The sequence below is a fragment of the Pseudomonas rhodesiae genome (genome assembly GCF_013285305.1).
GTDB lineage: Bacteria > Pseudomonadota > Gammaproteobacteria > Pseudomonadales > Pseudomonadaceae > Aquipseudomonas > Aquipseudomonas rhodesiae.
Genome location: NZ_CP054205.1, coordinates 5,510,002 through 5,530,697 on the forward strand (window position 1 = coordinate 5,510,002; position 20,696 = coordinate 5,530,697).

A 20,696-nucleotide genomic window follows, 5' to 3' on the forward strand; every position below is an offset into this window, starting at 1 on the left:
GCCGCTCTAAAGGAGACCCCATGACTCAAGAATACGACTACATCATTGTTGGCGCAGGTTCTGCGGGCAACACTTTAGCAACCCGCCTGACCGAAGACGAAGGCGTCACCGTCCTGCTGCTGGAAGCCGGCGGCCCCGACTATCGTCTGGATTTCCGTACCCAGATGCCAGCCGCCCTGGCGTTCCCGCTGCAAGGCCGTCGCTACAACTGGGCCTACGAGACCGATCCAGAGCCACACATGGACGGCCGCCGCATGGAATGCGGTCGCGGCAAGGGCCTGGGTGGTTCGTCGCTGATCAACGGCATGTGCTACATCCGTGGCAACGCCATGGACTACGACAACTGGGCGAAGCTGCCGGGTCTGGAAAACTGGACTTACCTCGATTGCCTGCCGTACTTCCGCAAGGCAGAAACCCGCGACATCGGCCCCAACGACTACCACGGTGGCGACGGTCCGGTCAGCGTAACCACGCCCAAGGCCGGCAATAACCCGCTGTTCCACGCCATGGTCGAAGCCGGCGTGCAGGCCGGTTACCCGCGCACCGAAGACCTCAATGGCTATCAGCAGGAAGGTTTCGGCCCGATGGACCGCACCGTCACGCCGAACGGCCGCCGCGCCAGCACCGCGCGCGGTTACCTGGACACCGCCAAGAAGCGCTCCACGCTGACCATCGTCACCCACGCGCTGACCGACAAAGTCTTGTTCGAAGGCAAGCGCGCCGTGGGCGTGCGTTACCTGATCGGCGCCGCCGAAGAACGCGTTGAAGCCCGCGCGCGCAAAGAAGTGCTGGTGTGCAGTGGCGCAATCGCTTCGCCGCAACTGCTGCAACGCTCCGGTGTTGGCCCGGCCAAATTGCTGGAAAGCCTGGATATCCCGGTGGTCCACGACCTGCCCGGCGTCGGTGAAAACCTGCAGGACCACCTTGAGCTGTACCTGCAATACGCCTGCACTCAGCCAGTGTCGCTGTACCCGTCGCTGCTCTGGTACAACCAGCCGGCCATCGGTGCCGAGTGGCTGTTCAACGGCACCGGCATCGGCGCCAGCAACCAGTTCGAAGCGGGCGGTTTTATCCGTACCCGTGAAGAGTTCGAATGGCCGAACATCCAGTATCACTTCCTGCCGGTGGCGATTAACTACAACGGCAGCAACGGTGTGAAAGAGCACGGTTTCCAGGCGCACATGGGTTCCATGCGTTCGCCGAGCCGTGGCCGTGTGCAGCTGAAATCGAAGAACCCACGGGACTACCCGAGCATCCTCTTCAACTACATGGCCACCGAGCAGGACTGGCAGGAATTCCGCGACGGCATCCGCCTGACCCGGGAAATCATGCAACAGCCGGCGCTGGACCCTTTCCGTGGCCGCGAAATCAGCCCAGGCATCGACGTGCAAACCGACGAGCAGCTCGACAAGTTCATCCGCGAACACGCCGAGACCGCGTTCCACCCGTCCTGCTCGTGCAAGATGGGCACCGACGAGATGGCGGTGGTGGACGGCGAAGGCCGCGTGCATGGCATGCAGGGTCTGCGCGTAGTCGATGCGTCGATCATGCCGATCATCACCACCGGCAACCTGAATGCACCGACGATCATGATCGCCGAGAAAATCGCCGACAAGATCCGTGGCCGCCAGCCGCTGCCACGCAGCACCGCCGAATACTACGTGGCGGGCGACGCGGCGGTACGTGGCAAGCCGTTGCGTGAAGTGGGGCCGACTGCGCAGTAACTGATACACCGCGGTGCCTTCATCGGGGGCAAGCCCCCTCCCACATTTTGACCGTGTGTGGGAGGGGGCTTGCCCCCGATAGCGCCCGACCCGCCAATGCAAAACGCCTCCTTGATAAGCTACTCTGTTGCCTGCCCGCACCGAGCCGCCCACAAGGAAGGCCCTATGTTCGACCACCACGCCACACTCAAAAAACATTTCGGTGCCCTGCGCACCACCGCTGACTTCTTCTCCCTGCGTTACGTACGCGAGTCCGGCCAATACCTGTCGGTGCGCAAGAATGTCGCCGAACCGCCGCACATGAACCACGACGAGGGCGTCATGCTCACCGTGCGTCTCAACGGTGTGGAGGCTTACGCCGCGACCCACGATATTTCCCTGGCCGGCCTGCAAGCCGCCCTCGAACGCGCCGAACAGCAGGCGCTGCGGATCAAGCCCCATGCGCTGCTCGACCTGCGCGCTCAGCAGGTGTCCAGCGACGTGGCCGACTATCTGTCGCCCGAACTCAACCAGCCCTTCCCGTCCTTGAGCGACTGCTATCAATTGCTGGGCGACGAGTCTGCCGCCGTGCCGAAAGACGAGCGCCTGGTCAGTTGGGACGTCAGCCTTGGCCTGACCCAGGTCGAGCAGATCTACCTCAATAGCGCCGGCGCCGAGTTGCGTCAGGCCCAACGTTTTGTGTTCCCCGGCGTGAGTGTCACCGCCTACGACAGCACTGACAGCCAGACCCGCACCCTGGGCGGTACCAACTTCGGCCAGCAAGGCGGCTATGACGTGATCCGCCGCTTCGGCCTGGTAGGCGCCGCACCACGGGTGGCCGACGAAGCCCTGCAACTGTTGCTGGCGCCCAACACGCCCCAGGGTCCGCGCGACCTGCTGCTGATGCCCGACCAGATGATTCTGCAGATCCACGAATCCATCGGCCATCCGCTGGAGCTGGACCGCATCCTCGGCGATGAACGCAATTACGCCGGCACCAGTTTCGTCAAGGCCAGCGACTTCGGCCACCTGCAATACGGCTCCCGCCTGCTCAACGTAACGTTCGACCCGAACATCCCCGAACAGCTCGCCAGCTACAGCCATGACGACGATGGCAGCGCCGCCAGCAAGCAGTTCCTGATCCGCGAAGGCTTGCTGCTCAAGCCGTTGGGCGGTGCGTTGTCGCAATTTCGCGCCGGCATGGGCGGTGTGGCCAACAGCCGGGCCAGCAGTTGGAACCGCCCGCCGATCGACCGCATGGCCAACCTGAATATCGAGGCCGGCGACCAGAGCCTGGCGCAAATGATCGGCGGTATCGAGAGCGGCATCCTGATGTCGACCAACCGCTCGTGGTCCATTGATGACGCGCGCAACAAGTTCCAGTTCGGCTGCGAATGGGGCCAGTTGATCGAAAACGGCGAACTCAAAGGCGTGGTGAAGAACCCCAACTACCGCGCGATTTCCGCGCAGTTCTGGCGCAACCTCAGCGCGGTGGGCGACGCCAGTACCTTCCAGGTGCTGGGCACACCCAACTGCGGCAAGGGCGAGCCCAACCAGGTGATCCGTGTCGGCCATGCCTCGCCGGCCTGCGTGTTCAGCAACGTCGACGTTTTCGGAGGAGATGCCTGATGAATGATTTCAAGGCATTGGTGCAGTGGCTCACCCAAGCCATCACCGACAAGGAACAGTTTCATCTGGGCTATGCCGCCGAAGCGTCGGAGTTCGTGCGTTTCAACCACGCCAAAGTGCGCCAGGCCGGGCAGGTGCAGCAGGCCAGCGTGAACCTCAAGTTGATCAGTGACGGGCGTCACGCCGACCTGAGCATCACCCTGGCCGGCGATTCGGAACTGGATCGCCAGCGTTTGGCCGAAGGCCTGCAGCAGTTGCGCGAAACCTTGCCGCTGCTGCCACCGGATCCCTACCTGTTGCTCAACCACGACGCCTGGCACAGCCACAACGAACAAGCCCAACCCTTGCCGGAACTGGCCCAGGTGTTGGCCGAAATCAGCCAGGCCGCAGACGCGCTGGACCTGGTGGGCTTCTATGCCGCCGGCCCAATCAGCCGTGGCTTTGCCAGTTCCGACGGCGCATTCGGCTGGCACCAGGCCAATAGCTTCAACTTCGATTTCAGCCTGTTCCATGCCAATGGCGAAGCGGTCAAAGCCAGTTACGCTGGGCACACCTGGGACAGCGCCGAGTTCGCCCGGCGCTTGCAGCAAGCCCGCGACCAGCTCGACTTCCTCGGCCGGCCGCTGCACACCCTGGCACCGGGTCAATACCGCGCTTACCTGGCACCGGCAGCGCTTGAAGAAATCATCGGCATCATCACCTGGGGCGGTTTTTCCGCCCAGGCTATCGCCAGCAAAGGCAGCTCGCTGCAACGTCTGTATGCCGGCGAGCAACACCTCAATGAACGAGTGACGGTGCAAGAACGCATCAGCGGCTCCCTGAGCCAGGCGTTCTCCAGCGAAGGCTACCCGCGCAGCGATGTAACGCTGATCGACGCCGGCCAGGCGAGCGGCCAACTGGTCAATTCGCGCAGCGCCGCCGAATACGGCCTGAGCGCCAACGGCGCCAGTGGCGACGAATCCCCCAGCGCCCTGCAAATGGCGGCAGGCGACCTGGCCCACGCCGACATCCTCAAGCAGTTGGGCACCGGGCTGTATATCAGCAACCTGTGGTACCTGAACTACTCCGACCTGCCGGCCGCGCGCCTGACCGGCATGACGCGCTTCGCCACGTTCTGGGTGGAGGACGGCGAGATCAAGGCGCCGGTCAGCACCATGCGTTTTGATGACAGCGTGTACAGCCTGCTCGGGTCGCAGCTGGAAGCACTGACCGCCGAGCGGGAGTTACTGCTGTCACCCAGTACCTACGGTCAGCGCAACACAGCCTCCAATCTGTTACCGGGGGCGCTGATAAAACGCCTGACCCTGACGTTGTAAAGACTCTCCCTGTGGGAAGGGGCTTGCTCCCGATAGCGGTGTTCAACCAAGTGCTCATTGACTGACACACCGCTGTCGGGGGCAAGCCCCCTCGCACATTGTCTTGTGCTGGTTTCAGACAGCTCGGCTTTACCCATTCCTACGGTCATTTCTCTTGCACATCGTGCGCGCGGGCAGCCTGTTGTCGCCTGCAAAAAACCTCGTTATAAGGGTTAGTGGCATCCCGCCACCCTACCCGCGTGCCCGCACGCAAAGCATTACCTTGTCCGGGGAAGGACAAGCTGGAGCGTTGACATGAACCATGGAAGTTTTGTCATTGAACGGCTGTACAAGCACTACAACGTCCACGTTGAGCGACTGGGAAACGATCCACACAAGAACACCGTCCTGCTGGTCAATGGGGCGCTCTCCACCACGCGGTCTTTCGCGCGTACCAGCAAATGCCTGGCCGAACACTTCAATGTGCTGCTGTTCGACCTGCCGTTCTCCGGCTATTCACGCGAACACAACGGCGACCTTGACCTGGTCACCAAGGACGACGAGGTGCAGATCCTGCGGGCGCTGGTGGAGCGTTTCGAGGTCAACCATTTGGTGTCGGCTTCCTGGGGCGGCATTTCCACCCTGCTCACCCTGGCGCACAACCCGCCCTCCATCAAAAGCTCGGTGGTGATGGCCCTGGCGCCCAACCTCAACCAAGCCATGCTCGACTACGTGGACCGCGTGCGCGTGCTGATCGAGGCCGATGACAAATCCGCCGTCGGCCATTTGCTCAACGAAACCGTAGGCAAATACCTGTCGCCGCGTCTCAAGCGCAATAACCATCGGCACCTGTCGAACATGGCCACCACCGAATACCGGCAAGCGCGCTTTCATATCCACCAGGTGCTGGCATTGGGCGACGGCAATTACCTGCCGGCGCTGCGGCAAATCGAAACGCCGGTGCATTTTCTCAACGGCGCGCTGGACGAATACACCCCCGCCGCCGACGCTCAATTGTTCAAGCAATACGTGGGGCGCAGCAGTTTTGCGGTGGCGCAACACACCGGTCACCTGTTGGATCTGGAATCCCGCGAGGCCGCCCTGGCGGTGCATCGCGCGCTGTTGGACTTCCTGGTGGGCGAGCACGCGGTGTTGTCGGACTTAGACCAACCGCCAGTGGGAAAAGGCGCGATGGATGGCGCATAATCGCCAACACATAGCCGGCTAACAAAAAGGTCCCCCATGCCCGATCGCGCCCCTCTCGATGCCAAGACCGCCCGCTGGCTCCCCTGGGTGGTGGCGATTGCCTTCTTTATGCAGTCACTCGATGGGACGATTCTCAACACCGCCCTGCCGGCCATGGCCAGGGACCTGGCGGAAAACCCGTTGCGCATGCAGGGGGTGGTGATCGCCTACATGCTCACGGTCGCCTTGCTGATCCCGGCATCGGGCTGGATCGCCGACCGTTTCGGTACCAAGAAGATCTTCTTTGGCGCAATCATGCTGTTCAGCATCGGCTCGCTGCTGTGCGCGCTGTCCAGCAGCCTGACCATGCTGGTGGGGGCTCGGGTCGTGCAGGGTCTGGGCGGCGCGCTGATGCTGCCGGTGGGACGCCTGGTGGTATTGCGCGCCTACCCGCGCTCCGAGCTGGTGCGGATCATGGGCTTCATCACCATCCCTGGCCTGCTCGGCCCGCTGCTTGGCCCGACCATGGGCGGCTGGATGGTGCAATACCTGACCTGGCACTGGATCTTTCTGATCAACCTGCCGGTGGGCATGATCGGGTGCTACGCCGTGTGGAAGTTCATCCCGGACCTGCGCGGCAGTGAACGCACGCGCTTTGACGGAATGGGCTTTGTACTGTTCGGCGCGGCGATGGTGCTGATCACCATCGCTATGGAGGGCCTGGGCGAACTGCACCTGCCGCACCTGCGGGTGATGTTGCTGCTGTTCGGCGGGCTGGCGTGCCTGGCGGCGTACTGGCTGCGCGCCGGGCATATCGATAACCCGCTGTTTTCGCCGGTGCTGTTCAAGACCCGCACCTTTGCCGTGGGCATTCTGGGTAACCTGTTCGCCCGCCTGGGCAGCGGCGCGTTGCCGTTTCTGGTGCCGCTGCTGTTGCAGGTGGCGCTGGGGTATTCACCGTCGGAGGCGGGCATGAGCATGCTGCCGTTGGCGGCGGCGGCGATGTTCGCCAAGTCCGTGGCGCGGCCGCTGATCGAACGCCTGGGCTACCGCGTGGTGCTGACCGGCAACACCCTGGCGCTGGGCATCATGCTGGCGAGCATGGGCCTGGTCAGCGAGCAGACGCCCTACCCGCTGCTGCTGGGCATGCTGGCGGTGCTGGGGGCGATCAACTCCCTGCAATTTACCGCGATGAACACCGTGACTTTGATCGACCTCGACGACGCCCAGGCCAGCAGCGGCAACAGCCTGCTGTCGGTGGTGGCGCAATTGTCCCTGAGCCTCGGCGTGGCCTGCGCCGGCGCATTGCTGGGCGGGTTCACCGCCGAAGCCGGCAATGACGGGGTCAATACCGTGCTCGGCGCGTTCCAGTTGACCTTCCTCACCGTGGGCGTCATGGCGATGTTGGCGGCGGCGATTTTCCTGCAACTGTCGCCAAAAGACGGCAAACGGGCGGCCAGCCCGGAGCAGCACATTGAGCATTGAAGTAGTTGCGAGCGTTAAGCGTTAAGCTTCAAGCTTCAAGCTTCAAGCTTCAAGCTTCAAGCTTCAAGCCTTAAGCTTCAAGCTTGCCGCTTGCCGCTCATAACTTGCCGCTGCCCCCCCCCCCTCGTCTGAACCATGCGAAAAAACCTACGGGGGGCTGCTACACTGCGCGACATTTTGTTTTTGCAGAGCCCGCCCCGTGACCACCATCGCCACCGCTTTTAATACCTTGCCGCTGTCCGCCGCCATGCTGGCTAACCTCGACTCGCTGGGTTACGTCGAGATGACGCAGATCCAGGCACAAAGCTTGCCGGTGATCCTCAAGGGGCTGGACCTGATTGCCCAGGCCAAGACCGGCAGCGGCAAGACCGCCGCCTTCGGCATCGGCCTGCTGAACCCGATCAACCCGCGCTACTTCGGTTGCCAGGCCCTGGTGATGTGCCCGACCCGCGAGCTGGCCGACCAGGTGGCCAAGGAAATCCGCCGCCTGGCCCGCGCCGAAGACAACATCAAGGTGCTGACCCTGTGCGGCGGCGTGTCCCTCGGCCCGCAGATCGCTTCGCTGGAACATGGCGCCCACGTGATCGTCGGCACCCCGGGCCGTATCCAGCAACACCTGCGCAAGGGTTCGCTGGTGCTGGACGGCTTGAACACGCTGATCCTCGATGAAGCCGACCGCATGCTCGACATGGGTTTCTATGACGCCATCGAAGACATCATCAGCAAGACCCCGCCACGCCGTCAGACCCTGCTGTTCTCGGCCACCTACCCGGTGAGCATCAAGCAGTTGGCCTCCAAGTTCATGCGCGCGCCACAGCAGGTGAAGGCCGAAGCGTTCCATTCCGACGAGCAGATCGAGCAGCGTTTCTATGAGATCTCCCCGGAAGAACGCATGGACGCGGTGACCAAGGTGCTGGCGCATTTCCGTCCGGCCTCGTGCGTGGCGTTCTGCTTTACCAAGCAGCAAGTGCAGGAAACCGTCGACCACCTGACGGCCAAGGGCATCTCCGCCGTCGGCCTGCACGGCGACCTGGAACAGCGCGACCGCGATCAGGTACTGGCGATGTTCGCCAACCGCAGCACCTCGGTGCTGGTGGCCACCGACGTCGCCGCCCGTGGCCTGGACATTGACTCGCTGGACATGGTGATCAACGTCGAACTGGCCCGCGACTCGGAAATCCACATCCACCGCGTCGGCCGCACCGGCCGCGCCGGTGAGACCGGCATCGCCATCAGCCTGGTGGCGCCGTCCGAGGCGCATCGTGCCCAGGCCATCGAGCAGTTGCAAAAGTCGCCGCTGAACTGGGACCAACTGGACAACCTCAAGCCACAAAGCGGTGGTCCGTTGCTGCCGCAGATGAGCACTCTGTGCATTGCCGCTGGCCGTAAAGACAAAGTGCGCCCAGGTGACATCCTCGGTGCATTGACCGGCGAAGCCGGCATCCCCGGTGCCCAGGTTGGCAAGATCGCGATCTTCGACTTCCAGGCGTTCGTGGCCGTGGAACGGGGCATCGCCAAGCAAGCACTGCAACGCTTGAACGACGGCAAGATCAAGGGCCGCTCGTTGCGCGTGCGGATCCTGTAACCCGATCTGCGACCTATATGAATATCCAATGTGGTAGGGGGTTTGCCCCCTCCCACCGTTTTGATTGCATTCAGACCCGTATTTTTATGAGGACATTGCTGTGCGCTCGACCGAAGTTGTGATCATTGGCGCCGGCGCCGCAGGCTTGATGTGCGCACTGACCGCCGCTGGTCGTGGGCGCAAAGTGATGTTGATCGACCATGCGAACAAGGCCGGCAAGAAGATCCTGATGTCCGGCGGTGGCCGCTGCAACTTCACCAATATGTACACCGAGCCGGCTAACTTCCTGTCCCACAACGCGCACTTCTGCAAGTCGGCCCTGGCCCGTTACACCCAATGGGACTTCATCGGGCTGGTGGCCAAGCACGGCGTGCCGTACCACGAGAAGAAACTCGGCCAACTGTTCTGTGATAACAAATCCAGCGACATCCTCGGCATGTTGCTCGATGAGTGCATCCAGACCGGTGTAAGCCTGCACCTGGACACCTCCATCCAGGAAATCGCTAAGCTCGACAGCGGCTATCAGCTGCAAACCACCCTCGGTGAGCTGCGCTGTGAATCCCTGGTGATCGCCACCGGCGGCCTGTCGATCCCAACCCTGGGTGCCACAGGTTTTGGCTATCAGGTGGCCAAGCAGTTCGGCCATGAACTGCTGCCGACCCGCGCAGGATTGGTGCCGTTCACCATCACCGATCAGCTCAAGGCGCTGTGCACCGAGTTGTCCGGCACCTCCGTGGATTGCGTGGCCAGCTGCAACGGCCAGAGTTTTCGCGAGAATCTGCTGTTTACCCATCGCGGCCTGAGCGGGCCGGCGATCCTGCAGATTTCCTCATACTGGGAACCGGGCGATACGGTCGAAATCAACCTGCTGCCCGAGCACGACGCCCACACCTGGCTGCAACAGCAACAGGTCGAGCGGCCGAACAGCGAGTTGAAGACCCTGCTCGGTGAGATCTTCACCAAAAAGATGGCCAACCTGCTGGCAGACACTTGGTTCGCGTCCAAGCCGATGAAGCAATACACCCATGCCGAAGTCGCAGACATCGCGCAGAAGTTGTCGAGCTGGCAGTTCGTGCCCGCCGGCACCGAGGGCTATCGCACCGCCGAAGTGACGCTGGGCGGTGTGGACACGCGGGAAGTCTCGTCCAAGACCATGGAGTCGCTGAAAAGCCCAGGGCTGTACTTTATTGGCGAAGTGCTGGACGTGACCGGCCACTTGGGCGGGTTTAACTTCCAATGGGCCTGGGCATCGGGCTACGCCGCCGCGCAATACGTCTGACGAAGCCTCCCATCTTCCGATTTGCGGTGTGCCTGGGGAATAATTTGCGGTGAGATGTGATCACCACGCTTGCCGTGGCGTCCTTACTGCCTCAATTTAGCGGCATCGTTCCGGAAGACTCCAGCCTTCATGTCATCGACCTCGTTCAAGCAGTCCATGCGGCGCCTATGGGCGCTGGATAAATTCAGCTACAGCGTTCGGGTGTTCATCGCCCTCACCGGCAGCATGGCGCTGTGCTGGTACCAGGATGAAATGACCCTGCTCATCCCGCTGTTCCTGGGGATTATCGCCAGTGCTCTGGCCGAGACCGATGACAGCTGGCAAGGCCGCCTCAATGCCCTGGCAGTAACCCTGGTGTGTTTCAGCATTGCCGCGCTGTCGGTGGAACTGTTGTTCCCCTACCCCTGGCTGTTCGCGATTGCCCTGGCGCTGGCGAGTTTCTGCCTGACCATGCTCGGTGCCCTTGGCGAGCGCTACGGTGCGATTGCCTCGGCGACGCTGATTCTGTCGGTCTACACCATGATCGGTGTGGATCAGCGCGGAGGGGCGGTGTCGGACTTCTGGCACGAACCACTGCTGCTGGTGGCCGGCGCTGCCTGGTATGGCGCGTTGTCAGTGTTGTGGCAGGTGCTGTTTTCCAACCAGCCGGTGCAACAGAGCCTGGCGCGTTTGTTTCGCGAGTTGGGGCGTTACCTCAAGCTCAAATCGTCGCTGTTCGAACCGATCCGCCAACTGGATGTAGAAGCCCGTCGTCTGGAGCTGGCCCAGCAGAATGGTCGCGTAGTCGCTGCGCTGAATGCGGCCAAAGAAATCATCCTGCACCGCGTGGGCAATGGTCGCCCGGGTTCGAAGGTCAGCCGCTACCTGAAGCTGTACTTTCTGGCCCAGGACATCCACGAACGCGCCAGTTCTTCGCACTATCCCTACAACGCCCTGGCGGAGGCGTTTTTCCACAGCGACGTGCTGTTCCGCTGCCAGCGCCTGTTGCGCCAGCAAGGCAAGGCCTGCCAGGCCCTCGCTGAGTCGATCCAATTGCGCCAGCCGTTCGTCTACGACGACAGTTTTGCCGAAGCCCTCGGTGACCTGAACGCCTCCCTGGAACACCTGCGCATCCAGAGCAACCCGGCCTGGCGCGGCCTGCTGCGCTCGTTGCGCGCCCTGGCGGCCAACCTGTCGACCCTCGACCGCCTGCTCGGCGACGCCAGCAACCCCGACGCCCTGGCCGACGCCACCGACAGCAATCTGCTCGATCGCGCGCCGCGTAACCTCAAGGAAATGTGGACACGGCTGCGCACGCAGCTGACGCCGACGTCATTGCTGTTCCGCCATGCGTTGCGCCTGTCGTTGGCGCTGACCATCGGCTACGGCACCTTGCATGCGATTCACGCATCCCAGGGTTACTGGATCATCCTCACGACGCTGTTCGTGTGCCAACCCAACTACGGCGCCACCCGGCGCAAACTGGGCCAACGGATCGTCGGCACCGCCATCGGCCTGACCGTGGCCTGGGCGCTGTTCGATCTGTTCCCCAGCCCGCTGGTGCAATCGATGTTCGCCATCGCTGCCGGCCTGGTGTTCTTTATCAATCGCACCACCCGCTACACCCTGGCCACGGCGGCGATTACGCTGATGGTGCTGTTCTGCTTCAACCAAGTGGGCGATGGCTACGGGCTGTTCCTGCCACGGCTGTTCGATACGTTGCTCGGCAGCCTGATCGCGGGGCTGGCGGTGTTCCTGTTTCTGCCGGACTGGCAGGGCCGGCGCCTGAACAAAGTGCTGGCCAACACCCTGACCTGCAACAGCATCTACCTGCGGCAAATCATGCAGCAGTACGCCGCCGGCAAGAGCGACGACCTGGCCTATCGCCTGGCCAGGCGCAATGCGCACAACGCCGATGCGGCGCTGTCCACCACCTTGGCCAACATGCTGATGGAGCCGGGGCACTTTCGCAAAGAAGCCGACGTGGGCTTTCGCTTCCTGGTGCTGTCACACACTTTGCTCAGCTATTTGTCGGGGCTGGGCGCACACCGCGACACCGCACTGCCGGCCGACGTGCGCGAACACCTGATCAACGGCGCCGGCCACAGCCTGGCGGCCAGCATTGACGAAATCGCCACGGGGCTGGCCAACAAACAACCGATTGCGATCCAGAGCGACGCCGAAGAAGCCCTGGCCGCCGAGCTGGAGCAGATGCCGGATGAGATCGACGAAGGGCAGCGCTTGGTGCAAACGCAACTGGCGCTGATCTGCCGACAGCTGGGGCCGTTGCGCACACTGGCGGCACATTTGATCAAGGACACCGACGCGGCTTAGGTCGCTATCGAGGGCAAGCCCCCTTCCACATTGATCTGATTCACACGGTCCGCCCGATAAGGCCCGCACAGGCACTACATACCATGGGCCTTCATCAACCGCTCGTAACTGCCATCGGCTTTCATCTTGGCAATTTCCCGGTCAAAGCCCGCCACAATCTGTGCATGCTCGGGGTGCTTGAGGCTGACCAGAATGTGCAGGCTGTTTTCACTCAGCGGCTTGGGCAAAAACTCTATGGCGTTGCGCACCCGGGGCGATTCGCGGGACAGGTAATAGCGCGCCACATACTCATCCTCCACCGTCAGCCGCACCCGCTGCGCCGCCAGCATGCGTACGGCCATGGCGAAGTTATGCACCGGTACTTTCTGCAGTTGCGCGTCCCCGTCGAACGCCGCCGAATAGGCATAGCCGCGCACCACGGCAATCGGGAAATCGTGTAGTTGCTCCAGGGTCTGGTAGTCGATAGGGTCGTCGCGACGCTTGATGAAGCGCACGCGGTTGATCAGGTATTCATTGGAGAATTCGCCCAGTTGCGTGCGGGCGTCGTCGTACCAGGCGTTGATCAGCACGTCATAGCGCCCGTCGCCCACGCCCATCAATGCCCGGGCCCAGGGCACCTGTTCGAATTCACTGGCATAACCTGCACGGGCCAGGGCCGTGGTGACGATATCGGTGGCCAGCCCGCCATTGATCAAGGTCGCATCGGTAAACGGTGGCCAGGCATCCGCAACCAGGCGCAAACGCTGCGCAAACGCCGGCTGAGCCAGCAACAACACTCCAATTAAAGCAACGGCACGAGAAAATCGCGGCATGCTCAAAATCCTTGGCGAGCCTAGCTCAGGCCATACCTGAGGTGTTAACAGTAGCCCAGATTACACAAAGAAACGGGGAAACAGAGCACTCAGTGATGGCTAATTGATTTCATTCACCACAATAGACCATTTAGACAGAGTTGCCCGTCGCGCTTACTATCAAGAACAGACATCTATTCGAGAACACACCATGACAGTTGATTGGGTCTGCAAACACCACAATGACCTGGGCAAGGATCAGCTCTACGCCATCCTGCGGTTACGCAACGAAGTCTTCGTAGTGGAGCAGAAATGCATCTATCAGGACGTCGACGGGCAGGACTTGATCGGCGACACCCATCACCTGATGGGCTGGCAGAATGACGAGCTGGTGGCCTACCTACGGCTGCTGGACCCCGATACCCAAGGGGGTGACGTGGTGGTCGGCCGAGTGATCATTGCCCCAGCGGCACGGGGCACCGGGTTGGCGCACCGGATGATGGAAGAAACCCTCAAGCAGATTGACGATATCTGGCCTGATACGCCGATATTTCTGTCAGCCCAAGCGCATTTGCAGGGTTATTACGGCCGCTACGGTTTCGTGGTGGCGGGAGAGGAATACCTGGAGGACGACATTCCTCATATCGGCATGCGGCGCGCCTGAGAAAGCCACCCAGAGCACTGCGATCAACTGCGGGAAGGGGCTTGCCCCCTATGATGCCAGTGAATCAAACAAGACCTCAGGGATAACCCAGCACGCGCTTGATCGAGGCCAGATTGGCTTCGATCCAGCGCCGATCGATCGCGCCCCAATCGCGAATCCGATAACACCCGGCATGGTTGCGGGCGCCGTCTTCCTGTTCGAACTCACACACGATATCCAAGTCGGCGAGCGCGGCAATGGTGTCCTGGGCCGTGCGCCGAGGCATGCCGGTCATCTCCGTCAGCGCCGGTACGTTGCTGGCCTGGCCGCTGTCGATCAGGTAGGCCACGTAGAGGCGGCGGTAGAAGCTGCTTTTGGTCTTGCTCACATCCATGGTCATTGGCCTTGTGCGGTCAGGGTTTGCCCAGCAGGTCGCGATACGTGAGGTATACCCGCAGGTCGAATTCCACCTGATGGTAATCCGGCATCATGTATTGGCAGAGTTTGTAGAACGCCTTGTTGTGGTCCGATTCCTTGAAGTGCGCCAGCTCATGCACCACGATCATGCGCAGAAATTCCGGCGCGGCCTCTTTGAACAAGGCGGCGATGCGAATCTCTTTCTTGGCTTTGAGGTTGCCGCCCTGCACCCTGGAAATGGTCGTGTGCAGGCCCAGGGCTCGATGCGTCAGGTCCAGGCGGTTATCGAACAGCACTTTGTCGATAGCCGGCGCGTTGCGCAGGTGTTCCTGCTTCAAGGCCAGCGCGTAGGCATACAAGGCCTTGTCGCTCTGCACCCCATGGCGCTCGGGATAACGCTGTTCCAGATAGGCGCCCAATTGGTCCTTGGCGATCATCTGGCGCACTTGCTCCTGAAGAGTGACAGGGTAGGCCTGGAGGTATTTCAGCGTAGTCATGGCGTGCGCGGCAGGATTCAAAGGGCGTCAGTGTAACCAATTCAACTCACGCGGGTGCGGGACCAGTCGACCATTTCCTCGGCCATCAACGGCAATGCCGCCCATGGCCCTTGAACGAACGGACAGCCGTGCGCCCTGAGCCAGTGGGCCTGCTCTTGGGTTTCCACGCCCTCGGCCACCACCAGCACTTCAAAATGCGCACACAACTCAATAATGCTGCGGGCCATGGCCGCATCGCGCGCCGAGCCCGGCAGGCGCGCCACTAATTTCGGATCGAGCTTGAGGGTGTCGAACTCCAGATCGCGCAGATGGGCCAGGGAACACTGCCCGGAACCAAAGTCATCCAAGGCGATACGCACACCAATGCGACGCAACAACTTGAGTTGCTTGATGGCCTCCTCGCGGTTGCTCATCAGGCAATCCTCGCCGATCTCCACCTCCAACTGACGCCCGTTCAAACCGTAGCACTCCAGCATCTGCTGCAGCTGGTTGGCCAGGTTGGGCATATTGAACTGGCTGCTGCTCAGGCTCACGCTCAGCACCAGCTCTTCATCGAAAGTGCTGTGCCAGGCATGACGCTGGGCGGCGACCTGCTGGTAGATCCACGCGCTCAATTGGCTGATCAGCCGCGCCTCCTCCAGCAATGGCAGGAACAACCCCGGCGGCACGTCGCCCACACTGGGGTGTTGCCAGCGCAACAAGGCTTCCACGCCGCGCAAGCGCCCATCCTCCAACGACACTTGCGGCTGGTAGACCAGGGTGAACTCTTTATTTTCGATTGCCGTGCGCACGCTGTCTTCGAGCATCAAGCGTGAGCGGGCACGCCCGTTCATTTCCTGGTCGAAATAGCGATATTGCTGACGCCCTGCGCGTTTGGCTTCGTACATAGCGATATCGGCCGCGCGCAGCAGACCATTCAAATCCGCGCCGCAGTCCGGAAACGTGGCGATGCCGATACTCACGCCGAGCATCACATCCAAACCGTCGACTTGCTGACAGACAGACACCCGTTCGATCAGTTTTTCCGAAATTTTTGCCGCCTGCTCCGGAAACTCCAGCTCCACCAACGCGGTAAATTCATCACCGCCCATGCGTCCGATGATGTCGTAGGAACGCAGGCAACCTTGCAATTGTTCCGAGACCCAGCGCAGCACCCGGTCCCCAGCATCATGGCCCAGGGAATCGTTGACCCTCTTGAATCCATCGAGGTCCAGGTACAGCAGCACCAGCGACTGCTCCCCCCGCTCGCCACGCAACAGGCTGTTTTCCACGGCTTGATAGAACCCACGGCGATTGAGCAAACCAGTGAGTGGGTCGGTGACCGCTTGAAACTCCAGTTGCTGATGCAGGTGGCGCACCTCGGACATGTCCAGCACCGTCACCACCATCGCCTTCTGCTCGGACGGCAGCGGCGCGCAGGATAACGCCACAGGCACCTGCTGACCGCGACCGGTGCGCAGCAGGGCATCATGCAGGCGCCAGGTCTGGCCCGTTTGGTAACCGGCATACATCTGCGAATCCTGCCAACTGGGCACATGGGGCTTTTGCAGAAAACTCAGAAACGGCTGGCCCTGCAGCTCATTGTGCGTGGCGTTAAGCAAGCGCGAGATCGCCGGGTTGGCGTACTGAATCACGCCCTCCTCGCTGACCACCAGAATGCCTTCGGCAGCGTTGTCGAGCACCGAGGCATTGAAGGCGCGGGCCGACTCCAGGTCGTGGCTCAAGCGCTGCAAAGCCCGGCGGTTGCGCTGGTGCTCCAACAACGCCTGGACCTTGGGTTTGAGAATATGTGGGTCGAAAGGCTTGAACAGGTAATCGATGGCGCCGCTGGCATAGCCTTCCAGGACGGAAGCAGGCGATTGCGCATTGGCACTCAGAAAAATGATCGGGGTCATGCGCGTACGTTGACTGCCGCGCATCAGGCGGGCGACTTCAAAACCGTCCATGCCCGGCATCATCACGTCCAGCAATACCAAATCGACGTCATGCTGCAGCAGCAATTCCAGCGCTTCCACGCCGGACGCGGCGGTCACCACGTGCCAATCCTCGCGTTGCAGAAGGGCGCGCATGCTGATCAGGTTTTCGGGGTAGTCGTCGACCACCAGAAGAACCGAACTGCCATCGCCGTGGTGTGGAGCGCATTCCATGCTACGTCTCATCCTTAGATTGCCGCTCCGGTCACTTCTGAGATAAAACCCGGATAAACACTGAGGCTTCACTCTAGCTCTGGTTCTGAAAAATCAGAAGGGAAGTGGATGCCATCATTGCGCCAAAGTTCGGGCAGCCGACTAACGGTCAACCGCTACAGCCCCCGATTCATGGGAAACATGGCATTTTGACATTCCGTTGACGCCAATAAACTGCCATCGATTGTTTAACAATTGGACAGCCACCGCCTATAAAGAACGTTTAAGGCCCCGTGCCAGAGCTTTCACCCCCCGTAAAAGGCCAATGCCATGATCGACCTCTCTACTTGGAACCTGAGCATTCCGGTCGGCTCGCCCCCCGCGACCATCGAAACCCCGAAACTGCTCAGCGGCTTCAACGACCAATATTTCCAGGCCGAAGGCAGCAATGTGCAATTCTGGACACCCGTCACTGGTACCCGCACCGAAAACGCCATCTACCCCCGCAGCGAACTGCGCGAAACCTACGCCGATGGACGCCTGCGTAACTGGACCTACCCCGACGCCGACAACTTCCTACGCGCCACCCTCACCGTCAACCAGGTGCCTTCCACTGGCAAAATCGTGATTGGCCAAATCCACGCGTATGAGAGCCAGAAACCGCTGATCAAACTTGAGTATCAATTCAAGGAAAAAACCCAGACCGGCAACATCGTCGCCAAAGTGCGCATGCGTCCGGACGAAGAGGAGAGCCGCGTGATCACCGTGGCCTCCAACGTACCGCTGGAAAAGAGCTTCACCTACGTGATCAACCTCAACAAGGCCGGACTGCTGAGCGTCTACGCCGCCGATGGCGAATGGAACGAACGCATTGGCGCCGCCTGGGGCGCCAAGCCGCTGTACTTCAAGGCCGGCGCTTATGTGCAGGACAACAGCGGGGATAGCAAGGAAGGAGCGAAGGTGACGTTCGACAAGCTAGATATTGATCACGAGTAAAGGATTCTGTGGGAGCCGGCTTTGCTCGGCCCCCACATTTGCGAGGGGCTTTTCACCTGCTTATTGCACAGGCAATTTAATCGGAGCAGGTCCTTTTGAATTCATTACGTTAAAGGCGCATTTAGAAACACTGCTCTGGATACATTCGTTGTTCTCATTCCAATTAGAGCCCTGTGCCACGGGAGACGAAACGAATCTCTGGGCCATTCTCAAGTAGTCGTCACTTCCTGCTCCGACGTAATTACAAGCCACATAGTAATAAGCGTGGCTGGTCTCACTATCTGTACCTTGTTTGATGGCTGCACCTTGGAACTTAAATGCGGCTGTAATAGAACTGTCTTCCATGTTCTGCTCACCCTTCCAAACACCGCTCTGATCCGCAAACTGGCGACTGACAGCCTTGATGGTCGAGACCTCAGGGCAATTAAACTCCACTCCGTATACCTGCCCTATAAGCATAAAAGCACCGATTGCTGCACCCATTTTCAAGCACTTTGAAAGTGTCATGACCGCGTACTCCTTTACTGGATTGATAGCCCAATAATGAGAACAAACCGCAATCGATGACACTGTAAACTTTGACAGTCTTATAGATGAATTCGAAATAACCACAAACCCATAGATAACCTAATGATAGGTCAGCACACCGCCCCCATTAATGAGCCTGGTAGGGGCTCGGTTTCTCCGATCAAGCTCTCGAAATTAAGCCACAAAGAAGACTATGTGAATCACAACGACAATCAGATCTTTCGCACATATGCAACCAAATATTACATAACTGCGTATTGCTTAATATTTTCAAAAATCAGCGGTAGCGCGAAATGTAGGAAATATCAATCAGAATAACCCGACAAGCTCATACAAAAAAACAAACAAGAACTTAGCTAAAAATAATACAGCTGAAAAAAACACATTGACAATCAAAATAAACCTTCATACGGTTTGAGTGCATCGCCAATCTGCGAATGCAATAACACTGGGGAACTATATATGAAACGTGTAATTATAGAACCTACGTTCAACAATCAGTCAAACGATGCATACCAGCCCCTCACTTTTCTATTAAGACAGAGAAAATCTCGTTAGATTAAACAAAATCAAGAAACGCGAAGGGTTTCGCACTATAGCTCCGATATGTTTAGAAGAATGTATGGCTGAATACTTCTATCCCCCTGACCCCTCACCCTTCATGCTGGAATTTCGCAAAGTTATCTCAGCTAGCATACCGGCGGTGACACACGTCGATAACTCAGCGCGTCCGCAATCAGTCAATAAATTACAGAATATTCGTATGCACCAATTACTCAGCACCTATCATGCCGTATCAGGAGTCGGCGTACTTTGTAACACCTCTTTAAATTTCAACGGATGCGGCTTTATAAATAGACTAAGCGACTTGTATCGATTCGCCAGTGAAAATGAACTGGATGGCTTCGTATTTGAAGATACGCTTTTTCTGCATTCAGACCGTCATAATGAAAACGTCAAGTAAGCTTATTTGCGTGCAAGCGCTATCCAGTTTCTCACTGTGGCTCGATATTTTTTTAATTTTCACGGTTCCCGTTTATCTATGGCATGCCTCTCCTTCTTCGATAGCGTTCCTGGCTTTTTGCCTGGGTGCGCCTATGTTGTTTCTAGGTCCGATTATAGGATCGCTGATAGATCGATATGATGTAAGGAAAACACTAGTATCCGGCGCTTCACTCCGCATACTGTCTACTTTAGGGCTAGCAGTGTCTCCAGACCTTAACAGCTTTTTGCTTTTCGTCATATTCAAAGGCATGTCAACCTTATTTTACCTTCCATCAATAACCATTCTTGTTCGGCAATTGATACATGCTGATGAGCACAAATCTTTTTTCAGCCACGTAAGTTTATTTGATCAATCGTCAAAAATTCTTGCACCTTTACTTGCAGGCGTGTTAGCGGCAGTATTATCACCTAAAGATTTATTCTTTTTCTCGGCTACCGCAGTTTTATTAACCTTTCCACTCCTGAGGTCTATTTGCCTGTCACTCCGAACGCAAATGAAGGCCAGCTCCATCAAAGCCTTACCACTTTATCTCGATATAATAAGAGGACTATCTATATTCAACGCCTTACCTTTTCAACTACGCATAGGCTTTTTGTACTCCCTGCTTACATCGTTGGCTTTAGGTATTTATGACCCACATTTGGCGTCTTTTCTGGCGTATGAAGGTTTACCTCCAGTCAATTTTTCAATAATCGTATCAGCGACGGCAGGAGGTGCGATATGTGCCGCATTGATGATGAAATTTAAATTGAGAAACTTCGATGAAACTCTTCTTCGGTCAGGCGCATTACTTATTTTCTCTACAGCATTAATCCTGACCGCAATTTTAGTATTTTTTCAAATACCTGGAAGAGCCTATTTTTATCCAATAGTTTGGTTTTTGAATGGCTTCGGCTATGAGACGCTCATAATATCTTCAAATATAATTCTTCAGCAATTATGTCCTACAGACAATATTGGAAGAATATCCCTATCATTTAGAAGCATTCAAATACTGTGCGTGATAACGGGCCCCTCTTTAGGAACAATGCTAATAATCGCGGGTGGTCGCCCAGCACCTTTTATTGTGGCAGCAGGCATGGCATTTCTAACTGCGTCGGCGTCCGTTATGGTCTATTTATACTTGCAAAAAAAACAAGCGCACACACCTGTCAGCTAGTGCAGAATCAAAAAGTTCATTCCGTGAATCTCCTGTCTTGCGAACCCACCTAGCCAAAT

16 protein-coding genes and 1 pseudogene are annotated in these 20,696 nt (G+C 58.9%); 12 read left to right on the top strand and 5 right to left on the bottom strand.

Annotated features, from left to right (window positions below):
- Window positions 1-20: 20 nt before the first annotated feature.
- From betA to yccS, 8 genes are all read left to right on the top strand, one after another.
- Window positions 21-1,724 carry a choline dehydrogenase gene (gene betA / locus HRH33_RS25020; RefSeq protein ID WP_167417813.1) on the top strand — a complete coding sequence of 568 codons (1,704 nt, stop codon included), beginning with the start codon at window positions 21-23 and terminating at the stop codon, window positions 1,722-1,724.
- A gap of 165 nt (window positions 1,725-1,889) precedes the next feature.
- Window positions 1,890-3,332, top strand: a complete 1,443-nt coding sequence (locus HRH33_RS25025; RefSeq protein WP_167417814.1) for a TldD/PmbA family protein — start codon at window positions 1,890-1,892, stop codon at window positions 3,330-3,332.
- On the top strand, window positions 3,332-4,648 hold the full coding sequence (locus HRH33_RS25030) for a TldD/PmbA family protein (RefSeq protein WP_167417815.1): 1,317 nt from the start codon (window positions 3,332-3,334) through the stop codon (window positions 4,646-4,648). The genes HRH33_RS25025 and HRH33_RS25030 overlap by 1 nt, the downstream gene beginning before the upstream one ends.
- 294 nt (window positions 4,649-4,942) lie before the next feature.
- Window positions 4,943-5,833 (top strand): alpha/beta fold hydrolase, encoded by an 891-nt coding sequence (locus HRH33_RS25035; RefSeq protein ID WP_034101204.1) that lies wholly within the window; start codon window positions 4,943-4,945, stop codon window positions 5,831-5,833.
- Window positions 5,834-5,869: 36 nt separating this feature from the next.
- On the top strand, window positions 5,870-7,297 hold the full coding sequence (gene mdtD / locus HRH33_RS25040; protein WP_034139628.1) for a multidrug transporter subunit MdtD: 1,428 nt from the start codon (window positions 5,870-5,872) through the stop codon (window positions 7,295-7,297).
- A gap of 247 nt (window positions 7,298-7,544) precedes the next feature.
- Window positions 7,545-8,882 (top strand): ATP-dependent RNA helicase DbpA, encoded by a 1,338-nt coding sequence (gene dbpA, locus HRH33_RS25045; RefSeq protein ID WP_231980942.1) that lies wholly within the window; start codon window positions 7,545-7,547, stop codon window positions 8,880-8,882.
- Between the two features lie 100 nt (window positions 8,883-8,982).
- Window positions 8,983-10,161 carry a BaiN/RdsA family NAD(P)/FAD-dependent oxidoreductase gene (locus HRH33_RS25050; RefSeq protein ID WP_034101207.1) on the top strand — a complete coding sequence of 393 codons (1,179 nt, stop codon included), beginning with the start codon at window positions 8,983-8,985 and terminating at the stop codon, window positions 10,159-10,161.
- 129 nt (window positions 10,162-10,290) lie between these two features.
- A complete protein-coding gene (gene yccS, locus HRH33_RS25055) occupies window positions 10,291-12,474 on the top strand; it encodes a YccS family putative transporter (RefSeq protein ID WP_167417816.1) in 2,184 nt (727 codons plus the stop codon).
- Window positions 12,475-12,548: 74 nt separating this feature from the next.
- On the opposite strand, the gene HRH33_RS25060 is transcribed toward yccS, so the two are convergent.
- Window positions 12,549-13,286, bottom strand: coding sequence for a substrate-binding periplasmic protein (locus HRH33_RS25060; protein WP_034139630.1), 738 nt, complete (start codon window positions 13,284-13,286; stop codon window positions 12,549-12,551).
- Between the two features lie 190 nt (window positions 13,287-13,476).
- On the opposite strand from HRH33_RS25060, the gene HRH33_RS25065 reads away from it, so the two are divergent.
- On the top strand, window positions 13,477-13,929 hold the full coding sequence (locus HRH33_RS25065; RefSeq protein WP_034101761.1) for a GNAT family N-acetyltransferase: 453 nt from the start codon (window positions 13,477-13,479) through the stop codon (window positions 13,927-13,929).
- A 76-nt stretch (window positions 13,930-14,005) separates the two neighbouring features.
- On the opposite strand, the gene HRH33_RS25070 is transcribed toward HRH33_RS25065, so the two are convergent.
- From HRH33_RS25070 to HRH33_RS25080, 3 genes are read right to left on the bottom strand one after another with little or no spacing between them, the layout of a single operon-like run.
- Window positions 14,006-14,302 (bottom strand): winged helix-turn-helix domain-containing protein, encoded by a 297-nt coding sequence (locus tag HRH33_RS25070; protein WP_034139632.1) that lies wholly within the window; start codon window positions 14,300-14,302, stop codon window positions 14,006-14,008.
- Window positions 14,303-14,321: 19 nt separating this feature from the next.
- The gene (locus tag HRH33_RS25075) at window positions 14,322-14,822 is read right to left on the bottom strand and encodes a M48 metallopeptidase family protein (protein WP_094064272.1); all 501 of its coding nucleotides are present in this window, start codon (window positions 14,820-14,822) and stop codon (window positions 14,322-14,324) included.
- 41 nt (window positions 14,823-14,863) lie between these two features.
- A complete protein-coding gene (locus HRH33_RS25080; RefSeq protein WP_167417818.1) occupies window positions 14,864-16,969 on the bottom strand; it encodes a putative bifunctional diguanylate cyclase/phosphodiesterase in 2,106 nt (701 codons plus the stop codon).
- Window positions 16,970-17,278: 309 nt separating this feature from the next.
- Here HRH33_RS25080 and HRH33_RS25085 point away from each other — a divergent pair, with 309 nt between their 5' ends.
- Complete coding sequence (locus HRH33_RS25085; RefSeq protein ID WP_034101214.1) at window positions 17,279-17,944, top strand: polysaccharide lyase family 7 protein; 666 nt, start codon at window positions 17,279-17,281, stop codon at window positions 17,942-17,944.
- Window positions 17,945-18,004: 60 nt separating this feature from the next.
- On the opposite strand, the gene HRH33_RS25090 is transcribed toward HRH33_RS25085, so the two are convergent.
- Window positions 18,005-18,451, bottom strand: a complete 447-nt coding sequence (locus HRH33_RS25090; RefSeq protein WP_167417819.1) for a DUF3757 domain-containing protein — start codon at window positions 18,449-18,451, stop codon at window positions 18,005-18,007.
- Between the two features lie 586 nt (window positions 18,452-19,037).
- Here HRH33_RS25090 and HRH33_RS25095 point away from each other — a divergent pair.
- Window positions 19,038-19,436, top strand: a pseudogene (locus HRH33_RS25095) (carbamoyltransferase C-terminal domain-containing protein); the annotation flags it as partial.
- Complete coding sequence (locus HRH33_RS25100; RefSeq protein ID WP_243269821.1) at window positions 19,420-20,637, top strand: MFS transporter; 1,218 nt, start codon at window positions 19,420-19,422, stop codon at window positions 20,635-20,637. The pseudogene HRH33_RS25095 and the gene HRH33_RS25100, both read left to right, overlap by 17 nt.
- Window positions 20,638-20,696 lie beyond the last annotated feature (59 nt).